This window comes from Sphingoaurantiacus capsulatus, assembly GCF_042648405.1.
GTDB lineage: Bacteria > Pseudomonadota > Alphaproteobacteria > Sphingomonadales > Sphingomonadaceae > Sphingoaurantiacus > Sphingoaurantiacus capsulatus.
In genome coordinates this window covers 20,744-47,682 of the sequence record NZ_JBHRXV010000004.1, presented here as the reverse complement: position 1 = coordinate 47,682, position 26,939 = coordinate 20,744, and the positions used below count along the sequence as shown (strand labels likewise).

The 26,939-nt window shown below is 68.0% G+C and carries 33 protein-coding genes; 11 read left to right on the top strand and 22 right to left on the bottom strand.

Annotated elements, in window-relative coordinates; translation table 11 throughout:
* Positions 1-10: 10 nt before the first annotated feature.
* Positions 11-559: a hypothetical protein gene (locus tag ACFOMD_RS05440; RefSeq protein ID WP_380858051.1), complete on the top strand. Its 549-nt coding sequence runs from the start codon at positions 11-13 to the stop codon at positions 557-559.
* Here ACFOMD_RS05440 and ACFOMD_RS05435 read toward each other — a convergent pair.
* The 14 genes from ACFOMD_RS05435 to ACFOMD_RS05370 form a co-directional block, all read right to left on the bottom strand.
* Positions 540-1,235, bottom strand: coding sequence for an ATP12 family chaperone protein (locus ACFOMD_RS05435; RefSeq protein ID WP_380858048.1), 696 nt, complete (start codon positions 1,233-1,235; stop codon positions 540-542). The genes ACFOMD_RS05440 and ACFOMD_RS05435 overlap by 20 nt on opposite strands.
* Positions 1,232-1,462 (bottom strand): hypothetical protein, encoded by a 231-nt coding sequence (locus ACFOMD_RS05430; protein WP_380858044.1) that lies wholly within the window; start codon positions 1,460-1,462, stop codon positions 1,232-1,234. The genes ACFOMD_RS05435 and ACFOMD_RS05430 overlap by 4 nt, the downstream gene beginning before the upstream one ends.
* On the bottom strand, positions 1,459-2,124 hold the full coding sequence (locus ACFOMD_RS05425) for an HAD-IA family hydrolase (protein WP_380858041.1): 666 nt from the start codon (positions 2,122-2,124) through the stop codon (positions 1,459-1,461). The genes ACFOMD_RS05430 and ACFOMD_RS05425 overlap by 4 nt, the downstream gene beginning before the upstream one ends.
* Positions 2,121-2,732, bottom strand: a complete 612-nt coding sequence (locus tag ACFOMD_RS05420; protein WP_380858039.1) for an FMN-binding negative transcriptional regulator — start codon at positions 2,730-2,732, stop codon at positions 2,121-2,123. Before ACFOMD_RS05420 ends, ACFOMD_RS05425 begins: the two co-directional genes overlap by 4 nt.
* A gap of 15 nt (positions 2,733-2,747) precedes the next feature.
* The gene (locus ACFOMD_RS05415; RefSeq protein ID WP_380858037.1) at positions 2,748-3,845 is read right to left on the bottom strand and encodes an RluA family pseudouridine synthase; all 1,098 of its coding nucleotides are present in this window, start codon (positions 3,843-3,845) and stop codon (positions 2,748-2,750) included.
* The gene (locus ACFOMD_RS05410; RefSeq protein ID WP_380858035.1) at positions 3,842-4,210 is read right to left on the bottom strand and encodes a CrcB family protein; all 369 of its coding nucleotides are present in this window, start codon (positions 4,208-4,210) and stop codon (positions 3,842-3,844) included. Before ACFOMD_RS05410 ends, ACFOMD_RS05415 begins: the two co-directional genes overlap by 4 nt.
* Before the next feature lie 153 nt (positions 4,211-4,363).
* Positions 4,364-5,209: a hypothetical protein gene (locus ACFOMD_RS05405; protein ID WP_380858032.1), complete on the bottom strand. Its 846-nt coding sequence runs from the start codon at positions 5,207-5,209 to the stop codon at positions 4,364-4,366.
* A 5-nt stretch (positions 5,210-5,214) separates the two neighbouring features.
* Positions 5,215-5,553, bottom strand: coding sequence for an MmcQ/YjbR family DNA-binding protein (locus ACFOMD_RS05400; protein ID WP_380858029.1), 339 nt, complete (start codon positions 5,551-5,553; stop codon positions 5,215-5,217).
* Positions 5,546-6,865 (bottom strand): replication-associated recombination protein A, encoded by a 1,320-nt coding sequence (locus ACFOMD_RS05395; RefSeq protein WP_380858026.1) that lies wholly within the window; start codon positions 6,863-6,865, stop codon positions 5,546-5,548. Before ACFOMD_RS05395 ends, ACFOMD_RS05400 begins: the two co-directional genes overlap by 8 nt.
* Positions 6,866-6,895: 30 nt before the next feature.
* Positions 6,896-8,386, bottom strand: coding sequence for a GGDEF domain-containing protein (locus ACFOMD_RS05390; protein WP_380858023.1), 1,491 nt, complete (start codon positions 8,384-8,386; stop codon positions 6,896-6,898).
* Between the two features lie 129 nt (positions 8,387-8,515).
* Complete coding sequence (rplI, locus tag ACFOMD_RS05385; protein WP_380859567.1) at positions 8,516-9,121, bottom strand: 50S ribosomal protein L9; 606 nt, start codon at positions 9,119-9,121, stop codon at positions 8,516-8,518.
* Positions 9,122-9,137: 16 nt separating this feature from the next.
* On the bottom strand, positions 9,138-9,362 hold the full coding sequence (gene rpsR, locus ACFOMD_RS05380) for a 30S ribosomal protein S18 (RefSeq protein WP_380858020.1): 225 nt from the start codon (positions 9,360-9,362) through the stop codon (positions 9,138-9,140).
* A gap of 6 nt (positions 9,363-9,368) precedes the next feature.
* Positions 9,369-9,857: a 30S ribosomal protein S6 gene (rpsF, locus tag ACFOMD_RS05375; protein ID WP_380858017.1), complete on the bottom strand. Its 489-nt coding sequence runs from the start codon at positions 9,855-9,857 to the stop codon at positions 9,369-9,371.
* Positions 9,858-10,013: 156 nt separating this feature from the next.
* Entirely contained in the window at positions 10,014-11,129 is a 1,116-nt protein-coding gene (locus ACFOMD_RS05370) for a tetratricopeptide repeat protein (protein ID WP_380858014.1), read from the bottom strand.
* Between the two features lie 279 nt (positions 11,130-11,408).
* Here ACFOMD_RS05370 and fabD point away from each other — a divergent pair, with 279 nt between their 5' ends.
* The 5 genes from fabD to mltG all read left to right on the top strand — a co-directional run bounded on the left by fabD (position 11,409) and on the right by mltG (position 16,003).
* Positions 11,409-12,347: an ACP S-malonyltransferase gene (fabD, locus tag ACFOMD_RS05365; protein WP_380858011.1), complete on the top strand. Its 939-nt coding sequence runs from the start codon at positions 11,409-11,411 to the stop codon at positions 12,345-12,347.
* 118 nt (positions 12,348-12,465) lie between these two features.
* Positions 12,466-13,203 carry a 3-oxoacyl-[acyl-carrier-protein] reductase gene (fabG, locus tag ACFOMD_RS05360; RefSeq protein WP_380858007.1) on the top strand — a complete coding sequence of 246 codons (738 nt, stop codon included), beginning with the start codon at positions 12,466-12,468 and terminating at the stop codon, positions 13,201-13,203.
* A gap of 88 nt (positions 13,204-13,291) precedes the next feature.
* The gene (locus tag ACFOMD_RS05355; protein WP_380858004.1) at positions 13,292-13,531 is read left to right on the top strand and encodes an acyl carrier protein; all 240 of its coding nucleotides are present in this window, start codon (positions 13,292-13,294) and stop codon (positions 13,529-13,531) included.
* 93 nt (positions 13,532-13,624) lie between these two features.
* Positions 13,625-14,893 (top strand): beta-ketoacyl-ACP synthase II, encoded by a 1,269-nt coding sequence (fabF, locus tag ACFOMD_RS05350; protein ID WP_380858001.1) that lies wholly within the window; start codon positions 13,625-13,627, stop codon positions 14,891-14,893.
* Between the two features lie 144 nt (positions 14,894-15,037).
* Positions 15,038-16,003 (top strand): endolytic transglycosylase MltG, encoded by a 966-nt coding sequence (gene mltG, locus ACFOMD_RS05345; protein WP_380857998.1) that lies wholly within the window; start codon positions 15,038-15,040, stop codon positions 16,001-16,003.
* On the opposite strand, the gene ACFOMD_RS05340 is transcribed toward mltG, so the two are convergent.
* From ACFOMD_RS05340 to serS, 7 genes are all read right to left on the bottom strand, one after another.
* Complete coding sequence (locus tag ACFOMD_RS05340; protein ID WP_380857995.1) at positions 15,998-16,840, bottom strand: C40 family peptidase; 843 nt, start codon at positions 16,838-16,840, stop codon at positions 15,998-16,000. The genes mltG and ACFOMD_RS05340 overlap by 6 nt on opposite strands.
* A gap of 4 nt (positions 16,841-16,844) precedes the next feature.
* Complete coding sequence (locus ACFOMD_RS05335; protein WP_380857991.1) at positions 16,845-17,246, bottom strand: MarR family winged helix-turn-helix transcriptional regulator; 402 nt, start codon at positions 17,244-17,246, stop codon at positions 16,845-16,847.
* A 113-nt stretch (positions 17,247-17,359) separates the two neighbouring features.
* Positions 17,360-18,751: a leucyl aminopeptidase family protein gene (locus ACFOMD_RS05330; protein WP_380857988.1), complete on the bottom strand. Its 1,392-nt coding sequence runs from the start codon at positions 18,749-18,751 to the stop codon at positions 17,360-17,362.
* A complete protein-coding gene (rimO, locus tag ACFOMD_RS05325) occupies positions 18,748-20,094 on the bottom strand; it encodes a 30S ribosomal protein S12 methylthiotransferase RimO (protein WP_380857985.1) in 1,347 nt (448 codons plus the stop codon). Before rimO ends, ACFOMD_RS05330 begins: the two co-directional genes overlap by 4 nt.
* A gap of 109 nt (positions 20,095-20,203) precedes the next feature.
* Entirely contained in the window at positions 20,204-21,214 is a 1,011-nt protein-coding gene (locus ACFOMD_RS05320) for a peptidoglycan DD-metalloendopeptidase family protein (protein ID WP_380857982.1), read from the bottom strand.
* Positions 21,215-21,216: 2 nt separating this feature from the next.
* Positions 21,217-22,005, bottom strand: a complete 789-nt coding sequence (surE, locus tag ACFOMD_RS05315; RefSeq protein ID WP_380857979.1) for a 5'/3'-nucleotidase SurE — start codon at positions 22,003-22,005, stop codon at positions 21,217-21,219.
* The gene (gene serS, locus ACFOMD_RS05310; RefSeq protein ID WP_380857976.1) at positions 22,002-23,282 is read right to left on the bottom strand and encodes a serine--tRNA ligase; all 1,281 of its coding nucleotides are present in this window, start codon (positions 23,280-23,282) and stop codon (positions 22,002-22,004) included. The genes surE and serS overlap by 4 nt, the downstream gene beginning before the upstream one ends.
* Positions 23,283-23,376: 94 nt before the next feature.
* Here serS and ACFOMD_RS05305 point away from each other — a divergent pair, with 94 nt between their 5' ends.
* From ACFOMD_RS05305 to ACFOMD_RS05295, 3 genes are all read left to right on the top strand, one after another.
* Entirely contained in the window at positions 23,377-23,838 is a 462-nt protein-coding gene (locus tag ACFOMD_RS05305) for a host attachment family protein (RefSeq protein WP_380857973.1), read from the top strand.
* Between the two features lie 219 nt (positions 23,839-24,057).
* A complete protein-coding gene (gene dksA / locus ACFOMD_RS05300) occupies positions 24,058-24,534 on the top strand; it encodes an RNA polymerase-binding protein DksA (RefSeq protein ID WP_380857970.1) in 477 nt (158 codons plus the stop codon).
* 320 nt (positions 24,535-24,854) lie between these two features.
* Positions 24,855-25,475 carry an outer membrane protein gene (locus ACFOMD_RS05295; RefSeq protein WP_380857967.1) on the top strand — a complete coding sequence of 207 codons (621 nt, stop codon included), beginning with the start codon at positions 24,855-24,857 and terminating at the stop codon, positions 25,473-25,475.
* A 74-nt stretch (positions 25,476-25,549) separates the two neighbouring features.
* On the opposite strand, the gene ACFOMD_RS05290 is transcribed toward ACFOMD_RS05295, so the two are convergent.
* Positions 25,550-25,714 (bottom strand): YdcH family protein, encoded by a 165-nt coding sequence (locus tag ACFOMD_RS05290; RefSeq protein WP_380857964.1) that lies wholly within the window; start codon positions 25,712-25,714, stop codon positions 25,550-25,552.
* Positions 25,715-26,012: 298 nt separating this feature from the next.
* Between ACFOMD_RS05290 and ACFOMD_RS05285 the strand changes: the two genes are divergently transcribed.
* Positions 26,013-26,210, top strand: a complete 198-nt coding sequence (locus ACFOMD_RS05285) for a YdcH family protein (protein WP_380857961.1) — start codon at positions 26,013-26,015, stop codon at positions 26,208-26,210.
* Positions 26,211-26,265: 55 nt separating this feature from the next.
* The gene (locus ACFOMD_RS05280) at positions 26,266-26,835 is read left to right on the top strand and encodes a hypothetical protein (RefSeq protein WP_380857958.1); all 570 of its coding nucleotides are present in this window, start codon (positions 26,266-26,268) and stop codon (positions 26,833-26,835) included.
* Positions 26,836-26,939: the final 104 nt, after the last annotated feature.

The following is a 26,939-nucleotide window of genomic DNA, read 5'->3' as shown; positions in this document are numbered from 1 at the left end:
AGGATACGTCATGCCTAAGCTGATTTTGGGCAGCCTGCTCGGCGCCCTGTTCATGTTCCTGATGGGCTTTCTCGCCTACGGCACGCCGCTCATGGAGACCGGCTACAAGTCGGCGAGCCTCGAGCAGCAGCTCGCGGTGCAGTCGGCGCTCAAGGGGTTGCCGACCGGTACCTACACGATCCCCGACGGCCATTCGCCCGAAGGCATGGCCGCCTATGCCGCCGGGCCGATCGCCATCGTCCAGGTGAACAGCAACGGCTTTGTCGCCTATGATCCGATGGTCTTCCTGTCGGGCTTCGTCCACATGGCGATCGCGGCCTTCATCCTCGGCCTGATGCTGTGGGCGGTGCGCGACCGCATCACCGACGTCGGCACGCGATTCCAGCTCGTCATGCTGGCCAGCCTCGTCGCGGTGTTCTTCACGCGGCTCGGCGAGCCGATCTGGTTTCACACCGACTGGCCGAACGCGCTCTATGTCGCGGGGATCGAATGGATCAGCCTCGTCGGCGCGGGCTATGTGCTCGCGCGCTGGTTCGTCCCTACGACGCGGACAGCCTGACGAAGCACATCGCCGCGTCGAAATCGGCGCGGCGATGGTCGCGCGCTGCCGTCGCCAGCGAATCCTCGCCCCATTTCTCGACTTGGTAAAGCTCGTCGAGATGCGCGGCGGTCCAGCCCGTCTCGGCGTCGATCGCGCTTTCCAGGAGCGCCAGCGCGATGACCAGCGAGCCGGTGATCGTGACCAGCGGCTGCATCGCGGTCAGCGTGAAATCGTCGAGCCCGGCGAGCGCCGCGCGCAGCGTCGCGACGGTGCCGGCGGGCTGCGGCTTGTGCATGATGCCCTGCACGAGCGTGAACTCGACGCCGTAGCGGCGCTCCGCCCAGTCGAGGATGGGGTTCCAGGCGGCGACCTGCCGCTGCAGCAGATCGTCGGGATGCTCGGCGCGATAGGCGAGCACGTCGCCGTCGCCATAGGCGGCGAGGCTGTCGATGAAGGCTTCGCGGCCGGCGCTGACGCGGTCGATGGTGGCGTTGGCGAGGCCGGTCAGCGGCATCGAGCCGGGCTTGATCTCCTCGCCCTGCGCCGCCCATTCGCCGGCGATCGCGCGCGCCATCGCCTCGCCCGGCACCACCAGCGGGGCCTTGGCGGGCGTGCGGATGGCACGGCCGTCGAGCGTCACCTGCCAGCCACCGTCGACCGGCGCGGCGGCGGCCTCCTTATAGAAGCGCTTCACCGGTCGTTGAGCGGGCTGCGCCAGGCGCGGCGCAGGATCGGCGGCACGACCATCATCATGAACAGGCCGAGCGCCAGCAGCGCCTTGCCGTAGCCGGGCATCGGATAGGGCGTCAGTCTGTCGGTCTGCCAGACGAGGCCGCCGGCCGCTGCGACGATCAGGCCGGCGAGGCGGAAGAGCTGGAGGGTGAGAAAGCGGCGCTTGGCGACATTTTCCGGGACGGTCATGCGGGTGTTTCCTCCAGCAGGGCGAACAGCGTGTCGAAGCGGTCGATCACCGCGACGGCGCCGGCGGCGTACAGCTCTTCGGGGTCATGATAGCCCCAGTCGACGCCGATGGCGCGAACGCCGGCGGCGACGCCCATCGCCATGTCGAAGCGCGTGTCGCCGATCATCAGCGTGGTCCCGGGCGCGGCGCCGGCCTCCGCCATCGCGGCTTCGAGCATCGCGGGATGCGGCTTCGACGGGTGGCGGTCGGCGGTCTGCAGGGTGACGAAGCGGTCGGCGATGCCGTGGTGCGTCAGGCAGAGGTTGAGGCCGCGGTCGGACTTGCCGGTGGCGACGCCGAGCAGCCAGCCGCGCGCCTCCAGTTCGGTGAGCGCCTCGACGACACCAGCATAGAGCGGCTCCTCGAGCAGCGCGCTTTCGGCGCGCAGCCGCTGGAAGGCGGTCTTGTAGTCGTCGGCGAGACTCGTGTGCAGCGCTGCATCGGCCTCGGGCAGCAGCGCCTGCATCGCCTCGACGAGGCTCAAGCCGACGATGCGGCGGGTGGCGTGATGGCAGGGTGGGTCGAGCCGGTGGCGTTCGAAACAGGCCTCCATCGCGCGCAGGATGTTGGCCTGGCTGTCGACGAGCGTGCCGTCACAGTCGAACACGGCGAGGCGGTTCATGCCTTGGCCTCGGCATGCCGGCGCATGAGGTCTGCGACGACGGTCTGGCCCGATTCCTCCAGCCCGGCGACGGCGCCGAGCATCTCGGCAGCCGTCTTGTTCTGGCCCATCTTGTCGGTGCCGCGCAGCGTTTCGACGGTCAGCTCGAAGCCGACGATGGCGGGCAGCATTGCCTCGAAGCGGCCGGGGGTCATCTTGGCGCGGGTCCACGGCTTCTTGGGCAGCAGCCGCGCCTCATGCGCGGCGGAGAGGTCGTCGAGCAGGGCGACGAGATCGTCGTCGCTGAGGCGCGCTACCCGCCCCTCGGCCTCGACGGTCTGGTAGTTCCATGTCGGCACCTGATCGGCGCTGCCGTACCAGTCGGGGCTGATGTAGGCCTCCGGTCCCGCGATGCTGGCGACCATCGCCGCGCCGTCGAGATGCGCGGTAAGCGCGTTCGCGCGAGCGAGGTGGAAGCGCAAGTTTCCGGCGCGCGTCACCACCAGCGGCGCGTGCGCAACGCGTGGGCCGTCAGGCGTCATCGCGAAAAGATGCGCGAACGACACCTCGGCAACGAAGGTGAGCAGGGCGTCCTTGTCGCCCCAGTGGAAGCGGCGATTGGGTTGCATGTCAGTCCAGACCCCTTAGCCCCGCGTGCGGGTGCGCCGCTCGCCCTTGCGCTCCTTGCGGCGGGACTTGGCGGCGGCGGCTTCCGCCTTGGCCTTACCCTCGGGCGTCTCGGAGAATTTGATCGGGTCGATCGGCAGCGCGTCGCCGAGCGTCATGTCGAAGGCGAGCGTGTCGAAGCTCTCGGCGATATGTGCGGGCAGCTCGGCCTTGATGTCGAGCATGCCGCCGTCCGGGTGCTCGATGACCAGCCGGCGCGCGTGCAGATGCATCTTGCGGCTGATGCCGCCGGTCAGGAAGGCGTCGCGGCCGCCATATTTGGCGTCGCCGACGATCGGGTGGCCGATCGCCGCGGCGTGGACGCGCAGCTGGTGGGTGCGCCCGGTCATCGGCTGCATCTCCAGCCAGACGCCGGTGTTGCCGGCGCGATCGACGGTGCGATAGCGGGTGCGCGCGGGCAGGCCTTCCTTCGGGTCGACGTACATCTTCTCGCCGCCGGTGCCCGGCTGCTTGGCGAGCGGCGCGTCGATGGTGCCATGCTCGGGCGAGGGGACGCCCGTCACCAGCGCCCAATAGACCTTGCGCGCGGTACGTTCCGAGAAAGCTTTCGAGAAGAAGCCGGCGGCGCGCGCGCTGCGCGCGAGCAGCAGCACGCCCGAGGTGTCCTTGTCGAGCCGGTGGACGAGCTTCGGCCGGGTGCGCGCATCGAACTGCAGCGCATCGAGCAGCCCGTCGACATGCGTGTCGGTGTTGGTGCCGCCCTGCGTCGCGAGGCCGGGGGGCTTGTTGATGACGATGGCATGCTCGTCGCGGTGGATGACGAGGCTGCGCGCGAAGTCGATCTCGTCCTCGCTCAGCTCGCGCTTGGGGCGCACCTCGGCGGACATGATCGCCGCCGTCGGCGCCGGCGTCTCGGCGGGCGGCACCCGCAGCACCTGCCCGGTGGCGACGCGGTCGCCCGGCTGCGCGCGCTTGCCGTCGATGCGCAGCTGGCCGGTGCGCGCCCAGCGCGACACGATGTTGAAGCTGGTGTCGGGCAGATGCCGCTTGAACCAGCGGTCGAGGCGGATGCCGTCGTCGTCGGCGGCAACGGTGAACTGGCGCACGTCGGTCATGCGAGGACCTTTCCAAGCGAGACGCCGACGAGCAGCGCGATAACCGATCCGGCGACCGACGACACGGCATAGGCGGCGCCCAGCACCGCCTCGCCGCGCGCGACCATGTCGAACAGCTCCAGCGAGAAGGCGGAGAAGGTGGTGAAGCCGCCGAGGATGCCGACGCCGATGAACAGCCGCCACGTACTCGAGCTGTCGGGCACGAAGGCGAACAGCAGCCCCATCAGGAAGCCGCCGACGATGTTGACGCCCCAGGTACCCCACGGAAAGGCGGCGCCCATCGCATCGGCGGCGGCGATGCCGAACAGGAAGCGCGCGCCGGCGCCGACGGCGCCGCCCGCCATCACGAGGAGGAGAGGGGACATGGGGCGCTTCTAGCGGGAACGGGGCGTTGCCGAAAGCCCGGTGGGCGCGGACGCCCTTACATCCCCAAGCCGTCATTCCGGCGAAGGCCGGAATCCATATCCACGGCCGGCATGGATCCCGGCCTTCGCCAGGATGACGGGTTGTTTCGAGGGCTACAGGATGCCGAACGTCCAGCCTTCGGTTCGGGCGACCTCGGGGGTCATTGGGGCGGGGTGCCAATAGGCGGAGTCGGCGGCAGCGCGGCGCAAGCCCGCGGCGGAGACGAGGGCGTCGCCGACATGGTCGTCGAACTGGTCGGGGAGATCGGTCGCGGGCTTGGAGCCGATGCGGGTGAGCGCCTCGTTGAGCCGGGCGCGGGTGCGGAGCTTGCCGCGGAAGCCGCCGTCGACGGCGAAGGTCTGGCAGTAGATTTCGACGAGCAGCGCGCCCGTCGCGGGCATCGGATCGAACGGCCAGATCGGGATGTTCACCCGCGACAGCAACCGCATGCCCGACAAGGTCGCTTTGCCGACCTGGCTGGCGCCGACCAGCACATAGGGCGAGCAGGGATTGCCCATGCGCCGCTCGCGATGGAGCGCCTCGGGCAGGCGCAGGCGGGAGTAGTTGCGCTGGACGCCGTCGGCGGCGCCGCACCAGAAGTGGCGGCGGCGGGCGTCGATATAGGGGTGGGCGGCGAGGTCGGGTTCGGCGGCGGCGACGCGGTCGATCTCGGCCCAGAGCGCGCGCGGGCCGGAAGGCTCTTGGGCGTCGCCAGGGAAATAGGCGCCCTCGTCGACAAACGGCAGCGAGAAGGAGCAGTCGATGCCGATCAAGGTCGGCTCGCCGCGAGCGGCGATGTCGTCGATCATCTCGGCGATCTCGGTGCGCGACCAGCGGTGGCCGGGGCGGATCAGGCGGGGCGGGCCATCGCCGGCGTCGGCCTCGGCGGCCTGGATGGCGCGGTGGCGCAGGCCTTTCGCGCCGGTCCAGTCGACCGCGACGAAGCGGGTGAAGCGCATGATAGCTAGGGGCGCGGCCCGAACGCCGCGCGCTGCGCCTTCTTCGCCCGGTCCCACCAGGCCCGCTGGATGAGCATCTCGACGCGCTCGCGGGCACGACCGTAGCGCGTGAGCACGGCGGGATAGCCATGATAATGAGGCGTCTCCCAGAAGGTGTCCGGGTCCGTCTCGAGCAGGATCGCCTTCTCGTCGTGCGTCGCGGGCAGGTAGAAGCTGCCCTCCTCCCGGCCCGGGCCGACGAAGGCCTTGCCGTTAATCTTGGGCGCCGGCGTACCGTAGAAGGGCAGCAGCTCGGTGTCGGGCAGCTTCATCGCGAAGGCGACGACATCATCCCAGTCATCCATCGGCGTTCCTCTTCGCGCGCAGGTCGTCCCAATAGGCCAGCCGCTCGCTCACGCGCTTCTCGAAGCCGCGCTCGGACGGGCGATAGAAGGTCTGCGGCCGCATCTCCTCGGGCCAGTAATTGTCGCCCGAAAAGCCCTCGTCGGCATCATGGTCGTAGGCATAGTCCTTGCCGTAGCCGAGGTTCTTCATGAGCTTCGTCGGCGCGTTGACGATGTTCATCGGCGGCATCAGCGAGCCGGTTTCCTTCGCGCTCCGCCACGCCGCCTTCTGCGCCATGTAGGCGGCGTTCGATTTGGGAGCGGTGGCGAGGTAGAGGCAGGCCTGCACGATCGCCAGTTCGCCCTCCGGCGAGCCCAGGAAATCGTAGGCGTCCTTGGCGGCGAGGCACTGCACCAGCGCCTGCGGATCGGCGAGGCCGATGTCCTCGCTGGCGAAGCGCACCAGCCGGCGCAGCACGTAGAGCGGCTGCTCGCCCGCCACCAGCATGCGCGCCATATAGTAGAGCGCCGCCTGCGGGTCGGAACCGCGCAGCGATTTGTGCAGCGCGGAGATGAGGTTGTAGTGCCCCTCGCGGTCCTTGTCATAGACCGCCATGCGGCGGTGGAGCAGGTCGCGCAGCCCTTCGGGCGCCAGCGGCTCGTCGAGCTTCACCGAGAACAAGGTCTCGGCCTGGTTGAGCAGAAAGCGGCCGTCGCCGTCGGCCGAGATGATCAACGCCTCGCGCGCCTCGTCGGTGAGCGGCAGCGGCCGGCCTTCCTCGGCCTCGGCGCGCTGCAGCAGCTTGTCGAGCGCCGGCTCGTCGAGGCGCTTCACGAGCAGCACCTGACAGCGCGACAGAAGCGCGGCGTTCAGCTCGAAGCTGGGGTTCTCGGTGGTGGCGCCGACCAGCACGACGGTGCCGTCCTCGACATAGGGCAGGAAACCGTCCTGCTGGGCGCGGTTGAAGCGGTGGATCTCGTCCACGAACAAAAGCGTCTGCTTGCCGGCGCGGGCATGGTCCCTCGCTTCGGCGAACACCTTCTTCAGGTCGGCGACGCCGGAAAATACCGCCGAGACGCCGACGAAGCGCAGGCCGACCGCATCGGCGAGCAGACGGGCGATGGTGGTCTTGCCGGTGCCGGGCGGCCCCCAGAACACCAGGCTGGCGAGCTTGCCCGCTTCGACCATGCGGCCGATCGCGCCCTGCGGGCCGGTGAGATGCTCCTGCCCCACCACCTCGCCGAGCGCGCGCGGACGCAGCCGTTCGGCGAGCGGCTGGCCGGCGCTGACCGGCGCCGGCTGCGGGGTGTCATCCTTGAAAAGGTCGGCCATGTGCCTGCTTAACGCGTGACTTGAGCGAAGTCAGGCGGCGGTATCGGCGATTCCCGCCGGTTCGGCGCTGCGCACGCAGTTCCGGCCGCCGCGCTTCGCCGTATAGAGCGCGCGGTCGGCGCGCGACAACGCCGCCTCGACCGTCGATTCGCCGGCGCGCAGCTCGGACAGGCCGATGCTGCAGGTGAAGCAGACCCCTTCGGCGACGCCGGTGGCCTCGCAGCTCTCGATGGCCTTGCGCAGCGCCTCCGCCTCTGCGCTCAGGCGACCGCCGCTGAGGCCCGGCAGCAGCGCCGCGAACTCCTCGCCGCCCAGCCGGGCGATGGCCGTTTCGGGCGGCAGCGTGGCGCGCAACTGATCGGCGATCAGCTTCAGCGCGCGGTCGCCGGCGTCGTGGCCGTGGCTGTCGTTGACCCGCTTGAAATGGTCGAGGTCGATCATCATCACGCCGAGCGGGCTGCCGTCGGCCTGCGCGGCGGTCACTGCGGCCTCGGCGGCGTCGAAGAAGTGGCTGCGGTTGGCGAGGCCGGTCAGCGTGTCGGTGCGGGCGAGCTTCGCGAGATTGGCCTCGACGGCCTTCATATGGGTGATGTCGATAACGCCGGTCATCCATGCCGGCTCGTCGCCGACATCGACGCCGATCGTCGAGATCAGCACGTCGCGGATTTTCCCCTTGGGGTCGCGGATCTGCAGTTCATGGCTGTGGACGCTGCCCGTCTCGGCGACCTTGCGCAGCACCGCCTCGCGATCGGCGGGGTTCACGAACAGATGCTGCAGCGACTTCATGCCGAGCGGCGAATCCGCCCCGAAGAAGCGGCGGGCGAGCTGGTTGACGTACATCAGATGGCCGTCGCGGCGGGAGTTGACCACCATCGGCACCGGGCTCGCCATGAACACCGTTTCCAGCGCCTCGGTGCTCCGCGTCAGCCGCTCGTTGGTATAGGCCTCCACCCTGACCAGCCGGTTGTAGCGCTGCTGCACCATCCACAGCATCGCATTGTACATGACCATCGCCATGATGAAGCCGACCGCAGTCGGGTGGTTGGGATCGGGCAGCAGATAGCCGAGCAGCATCATCGCGCTGCAGCCGATCCCCGAGGCGGCGGCGACGGTGAAAGAGGTGGGAACGGCGAGCCAGTAGATCGCCGGCAGCATCATCACCACGAAGAAGGCGATGTCGCTCTGCGAGCTGACCAGCAGGGCGACAGCAGCGGCGTTGACCCACATCCACAGCGCCATCACCCGTTCGGCGGCGATGAAGTCGCGGGCGCGGCCGATGAGGAAGACGCAGACCAGCGCCAGCGCGATGACCGCGAAGCGCGCGGGCACCGCCACCCAGAAATGCGGCGTGCCCTCGAAGCGCCAGTCGCTGATCAGGAAAAAGCCGTTGAGGACGAAGGACAACATGAACAGCAGCCGGGCATGCCGCAGCGTTTCGTGCAGCCGCCCCGTCCTGAATCTCCGCTCGCGTTCTCGGTCGGCATATTCGCCGCCGATCCGCGTCAGCGCCCCCGCCTGCACGCCCTTCTCCCTTGTCGGGAACCTCTCTGACCCGACTACATCATGCCGCCGAAAGGGCGACAAGCCCGGAATGAAGAACGGCCGCGCATCGCTGCACGGCCGTTCTTCAGTTCACCGATCGGGAAAGCCTCAGGCTTCCTCGGTCGCCTCCGGCGCATCGCCCTCGGCATCGTCGGCTTCGACGACGCCCGGCTCGGCGTTCGGATCATAGTCCTCGGTGAAGCCGGCGGCATCACGCTCGAAGAACTCGGCGTTGATGTCGATGCCCTGGCTCTGCAGATCAGCCTCTTCCGGCGAACGCGCGACGTTCACCTGGACGTTCACCGAGACTTCCGGGTGCAGCGCGACGCGAACGTCGTGGATGCCCAGGGTCTTGATCGGCGTGTCGAGCTGGATCTGGTTCTTCGCCACCTTGGCGCCGTCGGCGACGAGCGCCTCGGCGAGGTCGCGAGCCGACACCGAACCGTACAGGGCGCCGGCATTCGACGCCTGACGGATCAGGACGATCTTCTTGCCTTCGAGGCCCTTCGAATCGACCTCGGCCGTCTCACGCCGCTTGGCGTTGTCGGCTTCGATCTGCGTGCGGTTGGCTTCGAACCGCTTGCGGTTCGCCTCGTTGGCGCGCAGCGCCTTGCCGCGCGGCAGGAGGAAGTTGCGCGCGAAACCGGGCTTCACCGCGACGACGTCGCCGATGTTGCCGAGCTTTTCGACGCGCTCGAGAAGGATCACATCCATAGCCATGTCCGCCTCCTTACTTCACGAGGTACGGAAGCAGGCCGAGGTGGCGGGCGCGCTTGATCGCCTTGGCCAGCTCACGCTGCTTCTTGGTGGACACCGCGGTGATGCGCGACGGGACGATCTTGCCCCGCTCCGAGACGAAGCCCTGGAGCAGACGGACATCCTTGTAGTCGATCTTCGGCGCATTGGCTCCCGAGAAGGGGCAGCTCTTGCGACGGCGGAAAAACGGGCGTGCCATTGTCGATTACTCCTCGCCGCCAGCAGCCGCGCGCGGAGCGCGCTCGCCGCCGAAGTCGCCACGCGGGCCACGATCTTCGCGCGGACCACGGTCCTCACGCGGGCCACGGTCGCCACGGAAACCACCGCCGCCACCCGGGCCACGGCCGCCACGGCCGCCGCGATCGTCACGGTCGCTCTTGCGCATCATGGCCGAGGGCTCGCCCTCATGCTCGTCGACGCGGATGGTCTGGAAGCGGATCACGTCCTCGTTGAGGCCGACCTGGCGCTCCAGCTCCGCCAGCGCCGGCGCCGGGGCGTCGACGTTCAGCAGCACATAGTGCGCTTTGCGGTTCTTGCTGATGCGGTAGGCCAGCGTGCGCAGGCCCCAATATTCGGTCTTCGTGACCTTGCCCTGACCTTCTTCGAGGACCTTCGTGAAGGCCTCGGCGAGGGCGTCTACCTGGTTCGTCGCCAGATCCTGGCGCGCCAGGAAGACATGCTCGTACAACGGCATGTGTGCTCTCCTGTTACCGATCGCTGGTGACGGCGGATCCGTCACCCCTCCGGCTTGCTTCAAAACGGAAACCGGCGGCAGGGTTAGCTGCCGCCGGAACCGGTGCGCCCTATGACGCAATCCGGGGTCTAAGGCAACCCCGAGTCCGCCAGAGCGTTAGCCGCGACGGGTGCTCGCATAGAGCGACCACAACGCCGCGACGTCCTTGTACGGGCTGGTCGCGGGAACCGCGCCGAACGTCGTGCGGGCAGCCGCCGCCTGGCCGGCGCGAACCTGCGCGATGCCGAGCTGCACGCGGGCCTGATCAGCCTGCGCGCCGCCGCCGGCGACTGCCTTAGTGTAGGCGGCCGAGGCTTTCGCCCAGTCGCCGGTGCCCATATAGGTGTGGCCCGCGGTCAGGAAGCCCGCCGGCGTCTGCGGCAGCTTCGGCAGCGCGGCAGTCGCCTGCGCCGAGCGCTGGGCCGCGGCGGTCAGCAGCGCGGTGGTCTGCGCGTCGGCGGTGCCGATCGCGTTCGCCGCCTTCGCCTCGTCGAGCGCGCGCTTGGCGACGCCCGGCTGGTTGGCGACGATCGCGAGCTTGGCGTATTCGGCGAAATCCTGCGGATTGCTGATGTTGTTGGTCTCGTCCATCAGCTGGAACAGGGCGAGCTTCGCGTCGCGCGACATCTTTTCCTGCTTCAGGTCGACGAGCAGCGTCTTCCAGCGCGCCGGCGACGGGTCGAACTTGATCAGCCGCTCGGTGGTGGCAAGATAGGACTTCTTGTCGCCCGACTTGTACTGGGCGGCGGCGAGGTTCTCGAGATACTTCGGGTTGCTGCGCGACAGCCGCTCGTAGACACCGACCGCCTTACCGAACTCGCCGGTCTTCAGATATGACTGGCCGACGATCACCTGCATGTCGGTGCCGCCGGCGCGGTTCGCCGCCGAGATCGCCTTGGCGTAGTTGCCCGAGCGATAATAGAGCGGGGCGAGCTGACGCGGCGAGGCGCCGACCGATTCGAGCTCCGAGGCGGCGCGGGCGAACTGGCCGCCGCGCGTGTAGACGTAGGCCGCCATCTCGGCGACCTTCCTGCGCTCATGCGCGCTGCTGGCGGCCGAGCGCGCCTGGTTGACCGCGGCAGTCGCCGCGGCGGTGTTGCCACGGGCAGCAGCGCTCGACGCGCTCTGCAGCGCCTTGCCGACGGCGGGCGAAACCGCCTGAGCGTGAGCGGCACCCAGCGGCGCGGCAAGCCCAAGGGCCGCAACGATGGCGAGACGGGAAACAAGCTTCATGTCTGTCCTCTTCGTTTAACGTGCCGCGGGCCTGGTACGCCGGCACTCCCTCCTCGACGCCACTGCCTCACCAGAGGAGAGGCGTCGAACCTCTCCCTTATAAGTAAGAACGAATGGCCGCTGGATGAACGGCTGAACCGTGCCCGTCCCGCAGATCGGAGCGGACCTTATCCAATCAGGCGCGAGACGCAAATAGCTTGATAGGGCCTTGCCTTGCGAAACGATGTCGCGCGCCGTAATCCGCTCGCCAACCGAAAATAACGAGGGAGCGTCGCCGATATGGCTCGCGCATTCATTTTCCCGGGGCAGGGCAGTCAGGCGGTCGGGATGGGCAAGGCGCTTGCCGAGGCGTCGGCCGCCGCCCGCGCGGTATTCGAGGAAATCGACGACGCGCTGGGGCAGAAGCTTTCGACGCTGATGTTCGAGGGGCCCGAAGACCAGCTGACGCTTACCGAGAACGCTCAGCCGGCGATCATGGCCGCCTCGATCGCGGCGCTGCGTGTGCTGGAGCAGGAGGGCAAGATCCTGCTCGCCGACAAGGCCGACTATGTCGCAGGCCATTCGCTCGGCGAATATAGCGCGCTGTGTGCGGCGGGCTCGCTGACCTTGTCGCAGACGGCGAAGCTGCTGAAGCTGCGCGGACAGGCGATGCAGGCGGCGGTGCCGGTCGGCAAGGGCGCCATGGCGGCACTGCTCGGCCTCGACCTCGAGCCGGCGCAGGCCGCGGCGGCCGAGGCGGCACAGGGCGAGGTCTGCTCGGCGGCGAACGACAACGCGCCGGGGCAGGTGGTCATTTCGGGCCACAAGGCCGCCGTCGAGCGCGCCATCGAGATCGCCAAAGGGAAGGGCGCCAAGCGCGGCATCCTGCTGCCCGTCTCGGCGCCGTTTCACTGCGCGCTGATGCAGCCGGCCGCCGACGCGATGGCAAAGGCGCTGGCCGACGCCGAGATTCGCGCGCCGTTTGTGCCGCTGGTCGCCAACGTCACCGCCGCGGCCGTCGCGTCGCCTGATGATATCCGCCGCCTGCTGGTGGAACAGGTGACCGGCATGGTGCGCTGGCGCGAGAGCGTGTCGGCGATGGCCGGGCTCGGTGTCGACGGCTTCGTCGAGTTCGGCGGCAAGGTGCTCGGCCCGATGATCAAGCGCATCGAGCCCTATACGACGACCACGAGCCTCGTCACCATGGCCGACATCGAGGCCTTCGCGGCCACGCTCTAACCTAAAGGCATGTCATCCTGACGAAAGTCAGGATCTCCAAAGGGTACGCAAAGGTGCCCGCTCCCGATGAGATCCTGACTTGCGTCAGGATGACGGGGGAAAGAAGGAAGGATCGAGAATGTTCGACCTCACCGGAATGAAGGCGCTGGTCACCGGCGCATCGGGCGGCATCGGCTCGGCGGTCGCCAAGGCGCTCGCTTCGCACGGCGCGCGCGTCGCGCTGTCGGGTACCCGCGCCGAGGCGCTGCAGGCGGTCGCCGACGAAATCGGCGGCGATACCGTGATTTTGCCCTGCAATCTGTCCGACGCCGCCGCGGTCGACGCGCTGGTGCCGCAGGCGGTCGAGGCACTGGGCGGGCTCGACATCCTCGTCAATAACGCCGGCGTCACCCGCGACAATCTCGCGATGCGGATGAAGGACGAGGAGTGGGATCAGGTGATCCGCGTCAACCTCGAAGCCGCCTTCCGCCTCGCCCGCGCCTCGATGAAGCCGATGATGAAGGCGCGCTTCGGCCGCATCATCTCGGTCACCTCGGTGGTCGGCGTCACCGGCAACCCGGGGCAGGCCAATTATGCCGCGTCGAAGGCGGGCCTGATCGGCATGTCGAAGGCGATGGCGCAGGAGGTCGCCAGCCGCAACGTCACGATCAACTGCGTCGCGCCGGGCTTCATCGTCTCGGCGATGACCGACGCGCTGCCCGACGCGCAGAAAGAGGCGCTGAACGCGCGAATCCCCGCCGGGCGGATGGGCACCGGCGAGGAGATCGCCGCCGCCGTCGTCTATCTCGCGTCACGCGAAGCCGCCTATGTCACGGGGCAGACCTTGCACGTCAACGGCGGGATGGCGATGATCTGAGCTGTGTGCTTCAGGCAACGTCTGGGGCTTGTCAGCGTTGAGAGGCAAAGCTAGTGGCTGGAGCCAAGATTAACGAAGGGACTATCTCATGAGCGACGTCGCAGATCGCGTGAAGAAGATCGTTGTGGAGCATCTGGGCGTCGAGGCCGACAAGGTCACCGAGGACGCAAGCTTCATCGACGATCTGGGCGCCGACAGCCTCGACACCGTCGAGCTGGTCATGGCGTTCGAGGAAGAGTTCGGTGTGGAGATCCCCGACGACGCGGCCGAGAAGATTCTCACCGTGAAGGACGCGATCAGCTACATTCAGGAGCATGCCGCCAGCTAAGCTGGATGCGTGTTCAACGTGACTTGGGGCGGCTCTCCGGCTAAGGCCGGGGAGCCGTTCGTCTATCTGCCCCCGATAGAAGGGAAAAGCGTCATGCGCCGTGTTGTCGTAACCGGATTGGGCCTCGTAACGCCGCTTGGCGGCGACGTCGAAACCTCCTGGTCGAACATCCTCGCCGGCAAGTCCGGCGCCGGCCGCCTGACCCGCTTCGATGCGTCGGGCGAGGGCTATGTCTGCAAGATCGCCGCCGAGGTGAAGAACGGCGACGGCACCAACGGCACCTGGGACGTGAACAAGCGCGTCGACCACAAGGTGCAGCGCCAGGTCGACCTGTTCATCCAGTTCGGCATCGACGCCGCCGGGCAGGCGATCGAGGATGCCGGCCTCACCGACCTTACCGAAGAGGAATCCTTCCGCGCCGGCGTGTCGATCGGCTCGGGCATCGGCGGCCTGCCGGGCATCGAGAAGGAATCGATCGTCCTTCACGAAAAGGGCCCGCGCCGCGTCAGCCCGCACTTCGTGCACGGCCGCCTCATCAACCTCGTCTCGGGCCAGGTTTCGATCAAATACGGCCTGCGCGGCCCGAACCATGCGGTGGTCACCGCCTGCTCGACCGGCGCCCACTCGATCGGCGACGCGGCGCGGATGATCGCGCTCGACGACGCCGAAATCATGCTGGCGGGCGGCGCCGAGAGCGCGATCTGCCCGCTGGGCATCGCCGGCTTTGCGCAGGCGCGCGCGCTTTCGACCGCGTTCAACGACCAGCCCGAGCGCGCCTCGCGCCCCTATGACAAGGATCGCGACGGTTTCGTCATGGGCGAGGGCGCCGGTGTGGTGGTGCTCGAGGAATATGAGCGCGCCAAGAAGCGCGGTGCTAAAATCTACGGCGAAATCGTCGGCTATGGCCTGACGGGCGACGCCTATCACGTCACCGCGCCGCACGAAGAAGGCCAGGGCGGCTTCCGCGCCATGCAGAACGCGCTGAAGAAGGCGGGCTTCTCGCCGGCCGACATCGACTACATCAACGCCCACGGCACCTCGACGCCGCTCGGCGACGAGATCGAGCTCGGCGCGGTGCGCCGCCTGTTCGGCTCGGCGATGGACAATGTGTCGATGTCGTCGACCAAGTCGGCGATCGGCCACCTGCTCGGCGGCGCCGGCGCGGTCGAGGCGATCTTCTGCCTGCTCGCCATGCGCGATCAGGTCGCCCCGCCGACGATCAACCTCGAGAATCCGTCGGAAGGCTGCCAGGGCGTCGATCTCGTGCCGAACCAGGCGAAGGAGCGGAAGATTCGCGCAGTGCTGAACAACAGCTTCGGCTTCGGCGGCACCAACGCCTCGCTGGCGATGAAACTGGTCTAACCCGACCGGGGCATCGAATATTCTACATCGTCATCCCCGCGCAGGCGGGGATCCATTACCGCCGACGCCTGAGTGAATGGATCCCCGCCTTCGCGGGGATGACGATAGAGGAGCAGGCCGGATGAAGAGTGAGAGGTCCGCGGCGTGAAGCTTCGTTCACTGTTCATCGCTGCCATCGCGCTCGGCGTCGGCGCGCTGCTGTTCGTGCTGGGCGGCTGGTACGGCCCCGGCCCGCATCATCGGGACGTGCGCGTGCAGATCGACCGGGGAAGCTCGGTCTATTCCGCGGCGGCACAGCTCGAAAAGGCGGGGGTCATCCGTTCGGCGAAGCTGTTCCGGGTGAATGCGCGGCTGCTCGGCGGCACCACGCCGATCAAGTTCGGCGAATATGAAATCCCGAAGCGGGCAAGTGCGGAAGCCGTGCTCGACATCCTGCAGGGCGGCGAGGCGCTGCAGTACCGGATCACCGTGCCCGAGGGCATGCCGTCGATCCTCGTCCACGAGCGGCTGATGGCGATCGACACGCTGACCGGCGAGGTGCCGGTGCCGGCGGAGGGCTCGATCCTGCCCGATACCTATGCCTTCGAGCGCGGCGAGCCGCGGGCGAAGGTGGTCGCGCGCATGCAGGCGGCGATGGACAAGGTGCTGACCGACCTATGGGGGACGCGAAAGCCGACGACGGTGGTGAAGACCCCTGAGGAGGCGATCACCTTGGCGGCGGTGGTCGAAAAGGAAACCGGCAAGCCGTCCGAGCGGCGCATGGTGGCGGGCGTCTATTCCAACCGCCTCCGCATCGGCATGAAGCTCGATGCCGACCCGACGGTCATCTACCCGATCACCAAGGGCAAGCCGCTCGGCCGCCGCATCCGCCGGTCGGAGCTGCGCGCCGACAACGGCTACAACACCTATGTGCGCCCCGGCCTGCCCGACGGGCCGATCGCCAATCCGGGGCGCGAATCGATCGCAGCGGTGCTCGACCCGCAGCCGACCGAGGCGCTGTATTTCGTGGCGGACGGCACCGGCGGCCATGTGTTCGCCAACAGCCTGGCCGAGCATAACCGCAACGTCGTGAAGTGGCGGGCGATCCGCCGGGCGCGCGGCGAGCTATAGCCGCCGGAGGCCGATCAGCGGCCGTTGATCGCCGCCCGACCGGGTGGCCACCAGTTCCAGCGGCTCGATGACCGTCGCCATCCAGTACGCGTTGGCGTGCAACAGGTTGGTCTCGTCGATCATGATGCCGACATGGCCCCGGAAGAAGGCAAGGTCGCCGCGCTTCGGCGTCTCGACGGGCTTCCCAAGGGCCGCGAGCTGCATATCGCTGTCGCGCGGTGCCGCGATGCCGCCGGCACCGAGCGCCATTTGCACCAGCCCTGAGCAGTCGATGCCCGAGCGGGTGCGGCCGCCCCAGAGATAGGGCGTGCCGACGAACTGCTCGGCAACCGCGACCCAGTCGGGGGCAGCTTCGCCGATCGGGGTAAGATGCCGATGATGGATGAAGCCGATGTCGGTGACGTGAAACGCGCCCTCACGTCCCGTCGCGACGACCAGCGAACCCATCGGCAACTCGCCGACATGCGCGGCGCGGACATCGGCATTGCCGAAGATCAAGCCGCTCGGTGTCGAGATGCGGTGGGTGGGAGCGGTGGCCGCGCCGATGGCGGCGGCCGGGACATAGCCGACATAGCGGTCGGCGCCGCAATAGCCCCAGGCCCATTCGCCGCCAACCTCCATGGCGAGGAACGGCTCGCCGCGCAGCAGTTCGCTGCCCGCGCCCGCGTCAACGCGCGGCGCCTCGCGCACCATGGCGCGCGAGGCGATGCAGCTCATTTTTTGCGGCTGGGCGTAGGCGGCGGCGGCATAGTCGCCGGCCACCGCCACATCCGCCAGGTCGCGCCGAAAGGCGCAGACCCGGTGGTCGAGGACCGGCGACGCGCCGGCGAGCCGCACCACCCTAGTGGGTGGTACGGGACTCGTCCTGCTTGCTGCGCTGCCGATTGGCGCCATTCTTTTCCGCCCGCTCGATCAGGCCGGCGAACTCCTCGAGGAACTGGGTCCCCGTCTGGGTCCGTTCGACGAAGATGTTGCGCAGGTCGCTCTCGTCCTTCTGGCGGCGAAGGTAGCCGAGCGCGCCCAGCGTATTCAAGGCGCGCGTGACGACGGGCTTCGACACCCGCAGTTTGGCCGCGAGACCACGGACGGTGTGGGGGCCGTCGGTCAGGTAGACCAGCATCAACAGTGCCATCTGGCGATTGGTGAGGTCCGGGCGAGCCGACTGGACGTAGCCGATGAGCGTGCTCATCCACTCCGCCAACGGCTCAAGCGCGTGACCGCTCCGCTGCGTTTCCGAAGCCATATACGCATCCTCTACTCTGGCGCCCGGCAACACAGCCGGAACGCGTTACGCTTACTCAACAGTCAGATGAATAACGGGCCAGCGGCGTTTCCGTTGCGAAACGTCGTTCAGATTCACGCCGGGCGGCGGTAACGCCCTTCAAGGAAGCGGAAAAATGCTCGTAGGGTCATCGCTTCGCCGCCCTTGGGCCGGCCCGGCTTCGAGGCGGGCTGCCACGCGAACAGGTCGACATGCGCCCATTGCGTCTTCGCCTCGACGAACTTCGCGAGGAAAAGGGCGGCGGTGATCGCGCCGGCAAAGCCGCCCTCGCCGGCGTTGTTGATGTCGGCAACCTCCGACTTCAGCATGTCGCGATAGGGCTCCCACAACGGCAGCCGCCACAGGGGGTCGCTCACCTCACGCCCGGCGGTGAGAATGGCGTCGGCGATGCCGTCGTCGTTGGCGAACAGCGCCGGCAGCTCGGGGCCGAGCGCGACGCGGGCGGCGCCGGTTAGGGTGGCGAAGTCGAGGATGAGGTCCGGCTTGTCCTCCTGCGCCAACGCCAGCGCGTCACAAAGGATAAGGCGGCCTTCGGCGTCGGTGTTGCCGATCTCGACCGACACGCCCTTGCGGGTGGCGAGGATGTCGCCGGGGCGGAAAGCGTTGCCGGAGATGGCGTTTTCGACCGCAGGGATGATGAGGCGAAGGCGCACCGGCAGCTTCGCCTGCATGATCAGGCGAGCCATCGCCAGCGCATGCGCGGCGCCGCCCATGTCCTTCTTCATCGTCGCCATGCCGGAGGCGGGCTTGATGTCGAGGCCGCCCGAATCGAAGCAGACGCCCTTGCCGACGAGCGTCAGCTTCGGGTGCGAAGCGTCGCCCCAGCTCAGGTCGATGAGGCGCGGCGCCTTGTCGGCGGCGCGGCCCACGGCATGGACCGCCGGGAAGCCATCCTTCAGCGCCTCGCCCTGCACGACCTTGATCCTGGCGCCGAACTCGGCGGCCTGCGCCTCGGCGGCGGCGGCGAGTTCGGACGGGCCGAGGTCTTCGGCGGGCGTGTTGACGAGGTCGCGAACCAGCGCGGTCGCCTGTGCGAGGCGGACCACATCTTCAGCCGTCGCGGGATCGCTGGTCAGCAGCACGCGGCTGTCGACCGGCTTCTTGTCGGAAAGGTAGCGGTCGAACTTGTAGTGGGCGAGCAGCCAGCCGAGCGCGGCGGCGCCGGGGCGACCATCGGCGAGGCGGTAGCTGCAGGCCGGCAGGCGCGCGACGGCGCCGGCCAGATCCCAGGGGGCGAGCTTGGCGGCATCCTTGACGCCGACCGCGACGGCCCAGTCGTTCGCGCCGTCACCGGGCAGCAGCGCGAACTCGCCCGCCTTGCCCTTGAAGCGCGCTGCCTCCGCCGCGCCGCGCGCCCGCGCCGATTGTGCGCCGAGCCAGGCGTCGAAGCCCTTGGCATCGACGACATGCACCGTCCGCGCCTCCTGCTGGCGATCGGGCTGCAGCAGCGAGGCGAAGTCGGTCATCTCGGTCCTTCCGTGGGAACGCCGAACAGATCGTAGTCGTCGGCGTCCTCGATCTCGGCGCTGATGATGTCGCCGGGCTTGAGGCCGCCCGCATCGCGCAGATGCACCTGCCCGTCGATCTCGGGCGCGTCGGCCTTCGAGCGGCCGGTGGCGCCGCCCTCATCGTCGACCTCGTCGATGATGACGTCGAGCGTGCGGCCGATCTTCGCCTGCAGCTTGGCGGCGGAGATGCGCGCCTGGGTCGCCATGAAGCGCTCCCATCGCGCCTGCTTCACGTCCTCGGGAACGGCGCCCGGCAGCTCGTTGGCCGCAGCACCCTCGACCGCCTCATATTTGAAGCAGCCGACCCGATCGAGCTGCGCTTCCTCCAGCCAGTCGAGCAGGTAAGCGACATCTTCCTCGGTCTCGCCGGGGAAGCCGACGATGAAGGTCGAGCGCAGCGCGATGTCGGGGCAGATGTCGCGCCAGCGGCGGATGCGCTCCAGCACCTTCGCCTCGTTCGCCGGGCGGCGCATCGCGCGCAGCACCGTCGGCGAGGCGTGCTGGAAGGGGATGTCGAGATAGGGGAGGATTAGCCCCTGCGCCATCAGCGGGATCAACTCGTCGACGTGCGGATAGGGATAGACATAGTGGAGGCGCACCCAGGCGCCGCTCTGCCCCAGCTCGCGCGCAAGATCGGTGACGTGGGCGCGGATGTCGCGGCCGTGCAGCGCCGAGGTCGCGTGGCGGATATCGACGCCGTAGGCCGAGGTGTCCTGGCTGATGACCAGCAGTTCCTTCGTACCGGCGCCGACCAGCTTTTCCGCCTCGCGCACCACCGCATTCGCCGGTCGGCTGACGAGATCACCGCGGATCGACGGGATGATGCAGAATTTGCAGCGGTGATTGCAGCCTTCCGAAATCTTCAGATAGCTGTAGTGGCGCGGCGTCAGCTTCAGCCCGCCCTCGGGGACAAGGTCGACGAACGGCGACGGCACCGGCGGCGCCGCCTCATGGACAGCTGATACCACCTGCTCGTACTGGGCGGCGCCGGTGACGGCGAGCACCTGCGGAAACTTGGCGCGGATCACGTCCGCCTCGTTGCCCATGCAGCCCGTGACGATGACGCGGCCGTTCTCGGCGATCGCCTCGCCGATGGCGGCCAGGCTCTCTTCCTTGGCGGAATCGAGGAAGCCGCAGGTGTTGACCAGCACGACGTCGGCGCCGGCATAGTCGGCGGACATGGCGTAGCCGTCGCTCCTGAGCTTGGTCAGGATGCGTTCGCTGTCGACCAGCGCCTTGGGGCAGCCGAGCGACACCATGCCGACCTTCGGCGGCAAGGGGAGGGTGACGGGTAGGGTCATGGGCGCGGGGCTTTACACCATCCGGCTGGCCCGACCAACCGGCGTTTCCGCCGCGCGCCCGCGCAAAATGTCGCCCAGGCGCCGATGCCCGTCCGCGGCGCGACGCGCGTCAGGAAGCGGACTTGGGGAGCAGCGGCACCGGATTGACCGGGGTGCGGCCCCGCCTGATCTCGAAATGAAGCTGCGGCTCGTCGACCGACCCGGTCGCGCCGGCGCGGGCGATGAGATCGCCGCGCTTCACCGTATCGCCGCGCGCGACCAGCAGCTCCTCGGCATGCGCATAGGCGGTGACCCAGCCGTCGCCATGCTTCAGCAGCACCAGCCCGCCGAAGCCCGCGATCCCGTCGCCGGCGTAGGCGACGATCCCGTCGGCGGCCGCCTTGATCGGCGTGCCGGCGTTGGCCTTGATGTTGATGCCGTCATTGTAGCGGCCGGCGGGCTTGGCGCCAAAGCTGGAGAGGATGCGGCCTTCGAGCGGCCAGACGAAGCGGCCGGTGAAAGCAGCGGGTTCGGCGACCGGCTTCGGTGCCGGCGGCCGCGGCGCGCTCGCCGTCGCGGTGGCGACGGGGCGGGCGGGGGCGGCCGGCTCGGAGCCGGTGATCAGGTCGTCGATGTCGAGCGTGTAGGCCTTGGCACGCTCTTCGAGCGTCATCGTCGCCACGACCTGCTTGGCCGGCAGCCGCAACACGTCAGCGACTTCCAGCGTGTAAGGCGGCGACAGGCGGTTGGCGGTGACGACGGTGCTCCAGCGCACGCCGTAGGCCTGCGCGATAGTGATGCCGGTCTCGCCCGGTTTGACGCTGTGATAGCGGCCGGCGGGGATGCGGATCACCTGGCCGGGGCGAAGCGTGAAGGGCGCCGACAGGTTATTCTCGGCGGCGAGCGCGCCGACGCCAGTGCCGGTGCGTTGCGCGATGCGGCTGAGGCTGTCGCCCGCCGCGACGGTGACTCGGCTTGCTGCGACCTCGCGGCCATCGGCGACGACCTTGCGCGGCACCCAGGCGGGCTTCGGGGTGGGCTTGGCGGCGACCGGCGCGGGGCGCGGGGCCGGCCTGGGGGGCTCGGGCGTGCTGCAGGCGGCGAGCCCCAGCAGCAGCGCGAGGAGAAGCCCCCGCGTCATGGTCAGCCGGCCTTGCCCGGCGCGGCGAAGTCGGCGAGCGCGTCGCGCAGGCCGGCGATCGTCGGGTAATGGGTGAGGTCGAGGTGCAGCGGCGTCACCGAGATATAGCCCTCGCGGATCGCCTTCAGGTCGGTCTCGTGCCCCGGCTGCGTCGCATCTGGGCCGAGGCCGAACCAGTAATAGGGCGTACCGCGCATGTCCTGCCGCTCCTCAATGATGAGGCGGCCATAATCATGGAAGCCCTGCTCGGTGACGCGGACGCCGCGCACCTCGCTGGGGCCGATCGGCGGGAAGTTGACGTTGATCAGCACGCCCTTCGGCCAGCCGCTCTTCAACAGCGCGCGCACGACGCTCGCGCCCCAAGCGCGCGCGCAGGCGAAGGGCTCGAACTCGCCTTCCTGGTGCCAGAAGGTCTGGCTGAGCGCGATCGACGGGATGCCGGCAAGCGTGCCCTCCATCGCCGCCGAGACGGTGCCCGAATAGGTGACGTCCTCGGCGAGGTTGGCGCCGCGGTTGACGCCCGACAGCACGAGATCGGGGCGCAGATCCTTCAACACGATGCCGATGCCGAGCATGACGCTATCGGTCGGCGTGCCGCGCACCGCATAGCGGCGATCGGACAGCTGGCGGATGCGCACCGGGTCGGCGAGCGTCAGCGAGTGGCCAGCGCCCGACTGTTCCTCGGCGGGGCCGACGATCCACACGTCATCGGACAGTTCGCGGGCGATCGCCTCGAGGATTTCGATGCCCGGCGCGTGGACGCCGTCGTCGTTGGTGACGAGGATCCTCATGCCGTCGGCTCCAGCCGGTTGAGCCCGCCCATATAGGGGTGGAGCGCGTCGGGGATCGCCACCGAGCCGTCGGCCTGCTGGTAGGTTTCCAGCACCGCGACGAGCGTGCGGCCGACCGCGAGGCCCGAGCCGTTCAGGGTGTGGACGAAGGTGGTGCCCTTGTCGCCGTCGCGCTTGAAGCGCGCGTTCATGCGGCGGCCCTGAAAGTCGCCGCAGTTGGAGCAGGAGCTGATCTCGCGATACTGGCCGGCGCCGGGCAGCCAGACCTCGAGGTCGTAGGTCTTGCGCGCGGTGAAGCCCATGTCGCCGGTGCAGAGCAGCATGCGGCGATAGGCGAGGCCGAGCCGGTCGAGCACCGCTTCGGCGCAGGCGGTCATCCGCTCATGCTCTTCGTCCGATTGCTCCGGCGACGTGATCGACACCAGCTCGACCTTCTCGAACTGGTGCTGGCGGATCATGCCGCGCGTGTCGCGTCCGGCGGCGCCGGCTTCGGAGCGGAAGCATTGCGTCAGCGCGGTGAAGCGCAGCGGCAGCTCGTCGCCCGACAGGATGCGCTCGCGCACCAGGTTGGTCAGCGACACCTCGGCGGTCGGGATCAGCCAGCGGCCGTCGGTGGTGCGGAACAGATCGTCGGCAAACTTCGGTAGCTGGCCGGTGCCGAACACGGCTTCGTCACGCACCAGCAGCGGCGGCATCACCTCGGTATAGCCATGCTCGCGCGTCTGCAGGTCGAGCATGAACTGGCCGAGCGCGCGATGGAGCCGGGCGATGCCGCCCTTCATCACGGCAAAGCGGCTGCCAGAGATCGCCGCGGCGGCGTCGAAATCGAGGCCGAGCGGCGCGCCGATCGCATCATGGTCGCGCGGCTCGAAACCGAGGTCGCGCTTCTCGCCGCGGGTGTGGACGAGCTGGTTGCCGGCCTCGTCGCTGCCCTCGGGCACCTCGGCGACTGGGATGTTGGGCAGCGCGGCCAGTTCTGCTTGCAGAGCCTCGGTCAGCGTGCGCTCGCCCATTTCGAGCTCGGGCAGGCGCTGCTTCAATGCGGCGACCTCGGCCATCAGCGATTGCGCCGTCGCTTCGTCCTTCGAGGCCTTGGCGGCGCCGATCGCCTTCGAGGCCTCGTTGCGGCGCGCCTGGCCGGCCTGAAGCTCGGTCAGAACGGCGCGCAGGCCGGTATCATAAGCGAGGATGCGCTCGGCCGATGGCTCGACCCCACGGCGCGCAAGGCCGGCGTCGAACGCCTGAGGTTCGGCCCGAATGTAGCGAATGTCGTGCATGGGCCGACGCTATGACGGGCCGAGCCGTTCTTGCCAAGCGGCAACCGCTCCGCATCGCGGTGCGTTGTTTCCTCTGATCGATTGGAGGTTCGTAATGCAGATTCCGCGTGATGCGATGGTCGTGGTCGCCGATGGCCGCAAGATGCTGCTGTTCCGCAATGACGGCGATGCGCAATATCCGAAGCTGGAAGTCGTCACCCACGAGGAGAAGGACATTCCGGCCACCCGCGACATCGGCACCGATGCGCCGGGCCGCAACCAGCAGGCGGGCGGGCTCGGCGGTGTCGCCGGCTATGAGCAGACCGACTTCCACCAGCTGGAGGAGGACCGCTTCGCCGCGGAAACCGCCGAGATGCTGCGCATGCGCGCGCTGAAGAACGAGTTCTCGCAGTTGATCGTGGTGGCGCCGCCGAAGGCGCTCGGCGAGCTGCGCAAGCATTATCACAAGGAGGTCGAGGCGCGGATCATCGGCGAGATCGCCAAGGACATCACCAACCGCCCGACCAACGAAATCGAGAAGCTGATCGCCTCGACGGAGACCAAGGGCACGGCTTGAGAGAGCCGGAGTCCTGTGGGGACGGCCGCTGTGGACGAAGGTTCGCAGCGGTCGTTTTCCTGAGAGCGTTCATCGCCGAGTCACGGCCGTTGTTTCACCATCGAACCGTCACTTGTTCCCGCCTTGCGCAATCGCTATAGGCCGCGGCGGGGAGGCCGTCCTGCGAGCGGGGCACGGAGCGCCGGTCACAGACGGTATGTCGTGGCAGGGAGTATGCGGATGGAAGTCGTGGGGAGCGGGGCCGTCGTGGTGAGCGACGAGGTCGAGCCATCGGTGTTCGACGACGTTGAACTACCGACGGGGTATCGGCCGAGCGCCGATGAAGAATTCATGGGGCCGCGTCAGCTGGCCTTTTTCCGCGGGAAGCTGCTCGACTGGAAGGACGACATCCTTCGCGAGGCCCGCGAGACGCTGCAGACCCTTCAGAGCGAATCGCTGCGCGAGCCGGACGTTACCGACCGCGCGTCGAGCGAGACCGACTGGTCGATCGAGCTGCGCACGCGCGACCGCCAGCGCAAGCTGATCTCGAAGATCGACGCGGCGCTGCGTCGCATCGAAGACGGCGAATATGGCTATTGCGAAGTGACCGGCGAGCCGATCTCGCTGCAGCGGCTCGAAGCGCGGCCGATCGCGACGATGACCCTCGAAGCGCAGGAAAAGCATGAACGGCTCGAGAAGGTGACGCGCGACGAATAGTCCGCAACACAATATCATTGCGCCTATTTGAACGGGCTCGCATCGAAAAGATGCGGGCCCGTTCCGCGTTTTGAAAGATGTTTGCGCGCTGAACCGAAGATGAACGAAATGCGGCGCCAAGCATCCAAATTGAAGCCACTTTTCATTAAGTATCGGTTCACGTTGCGGGCGCGAAATCATCGTCCACGGCCGCAACATCCTCCCCGATTGCGGTCTGTGACTTTCCGGCACCATCTCACCCCCCTTGGGTGGTGCTGGCAGGAACTTTCAGGATGTCATGGCGTCTTGAGGGCGTTCGTCCGAGTAAGAAGGAGTTGGGAATGAACACCAAGTATTTCGTTGCTGCCGCGGCCCTCGCGTTGCTTCCCGTTACCGCGCCGGCCATGGCGCAGGATGTGGGCGACAGCTTCACCGGTCCTTACGTCGGCGGCCAGATCGGCTGGGGCCAGCGCTCCATCGATGAAGATTTCGGCATTCCCGGTGTCGCGGCGTTCGACCGCGATCGCAGCAGCTTCGACTATGGCGCCTATTTCGGCTTCGATGCGCCGGTCGGCACCGGCTTCGTCCTCGGTGGCGAAGCGGAGATCGGCGCGGGCGGCCGCACGCTCCGCCAGACCCTGGCGCCGGGCATCACCGCTGCGGTCAATCCTGACTGGAACTATATGTTCTCGGGCCGCGCCGGCTTCGTCGCCGGTGACCGCGCGCTGGTCTATGGCCGCGTCGGCTATGGTGCCGAGCGTATCCAGGTCAGCGTGACCGATTCGGTGACCCCGGCCAATTCGTTCAGCGACAAGGATTGGGCGGATGGCGCGGTCTATGGCGCGGGCGTCGAATATGCGCTGAGCCCGAGCACCTCGGCGCGCGTCGAGTACCGCTACAAGGACTTCGACGGCAGCTACAATCCGCAGCAGGTGCTGGCGGGTATCTCGTTCCGCTTCTAACGAACGGATCGAGCTGAAAAGGAAAGGGCCGGGAGCATCGCTCCCGGCCCTTTCTCTTGCGATGTGCGCGACGGCTAATGGGTGCCTTCGCGCTCGATCTGTTCCTTCAGCCGCAGCTTTTCCTTCTTCCACTGCGCGAGGCGGAACGAGTCGGGCATGGGTCGCTGCATCTCGTTGAAGATCGTGCTCTCCAGCGTAGCGTGCCTGGAGGCGAGAGCGTCGAGATGTGCGGTAGCCATGGGTCCGTATCCTTCCTTCGTTAAAGGTCGGTCGCCGAAGGCTGTCCCAGCATCGGATGCGTAGAACGCAGGCCCTCGGCAATCGGGATGGTCGAGTAGATCACAGCTTTCCGGGGTCGTCAGCCGAATTTGCGACCAACTTGTTTCACCACAAGACGTAGCGTTCCCGATACGAAATGGCCGCTAGCTGTGGAGGCGGCGGCGCGGCGTATTCGCCCGGCGGCGCTGCTGGCCACTTACGCGCGAGTCGCGCTGTGCTACGACTCGGCCACCCAAACTGAGTCGCGAGTTGCCGGTGGTGGACGACAAGGAATTGCTGAGCCGCCTCGAGGCGCTGACCGAGGAGCATCGCGACCTCGACGCGGCGATCGAGGCGTTGCGCTCGCTGCCCGGCCACGACCAGATCCAGCTTGCCCGGCTGAAGAAGCGCAAGCTGAAGCTGAAGGACGATATCCGCCAGCTCAACGACCAGCTGCTGCCCGACATCATCGCCTGAGGCGCCGACTCCCGATCGATGCTATGATGGCCGCTCCTTGGGGAAGGAGACTGCCATGTCCACGCACAAGCTGCTGGCCGGCGCCCTTATCGCTGTTGGGTTTTTCATTCCGGATACCGCGCATGGCGCCGTGAGCATCATCGGCGCGGGCTTTTCGCGCGTCTGCTACGAGCTCGCCGAGTCGGGCCGGGCCAGCGACGAGGCCTTCGAGAATTGCGACCGCGCGCTGAGCGAGCAGGCGCTGAGCGTCCGCGACCGCGCCGCCACCCTCGTCAACCGCGGCATCCTCTATATGCGGAAGAAGGAACATGCTGCGGCGATCGCCGACTATGAGGCGGCGATCCGGCTGAAGACCGACCTCGCCGAGGCCTATGTGAACAAGGGCATCGCGCTGGTGCATGTCGGCGGCCGCGACGGCGAGGCGGTCAATTTCCTCAGCCAGGGGCTCGACCTCAATCCCGTCCGCCCCGAGGTCGCCTATTACACGCGCGGCGTCGCCAACGAGGCCTTGGGCCGCACACGCGCCGCCTATGACGATTATCGCCAGGCGGCGGCGCTGAAGCCCGGATGGGCCGAGCCGCAGAAGCAGTTGAAGCGGTTCAGCCTGGTCAGCAAGCCCGCCTGACGCCCCCTCGCCCGCTTGCGGGAGAGGGAGGGGCCCGCCGCGAAGCGGTGGGAGGGTGAGGGTGTTCCGCCCTCAACGCTTCACCACCGGCGCCGAAAGCTCGT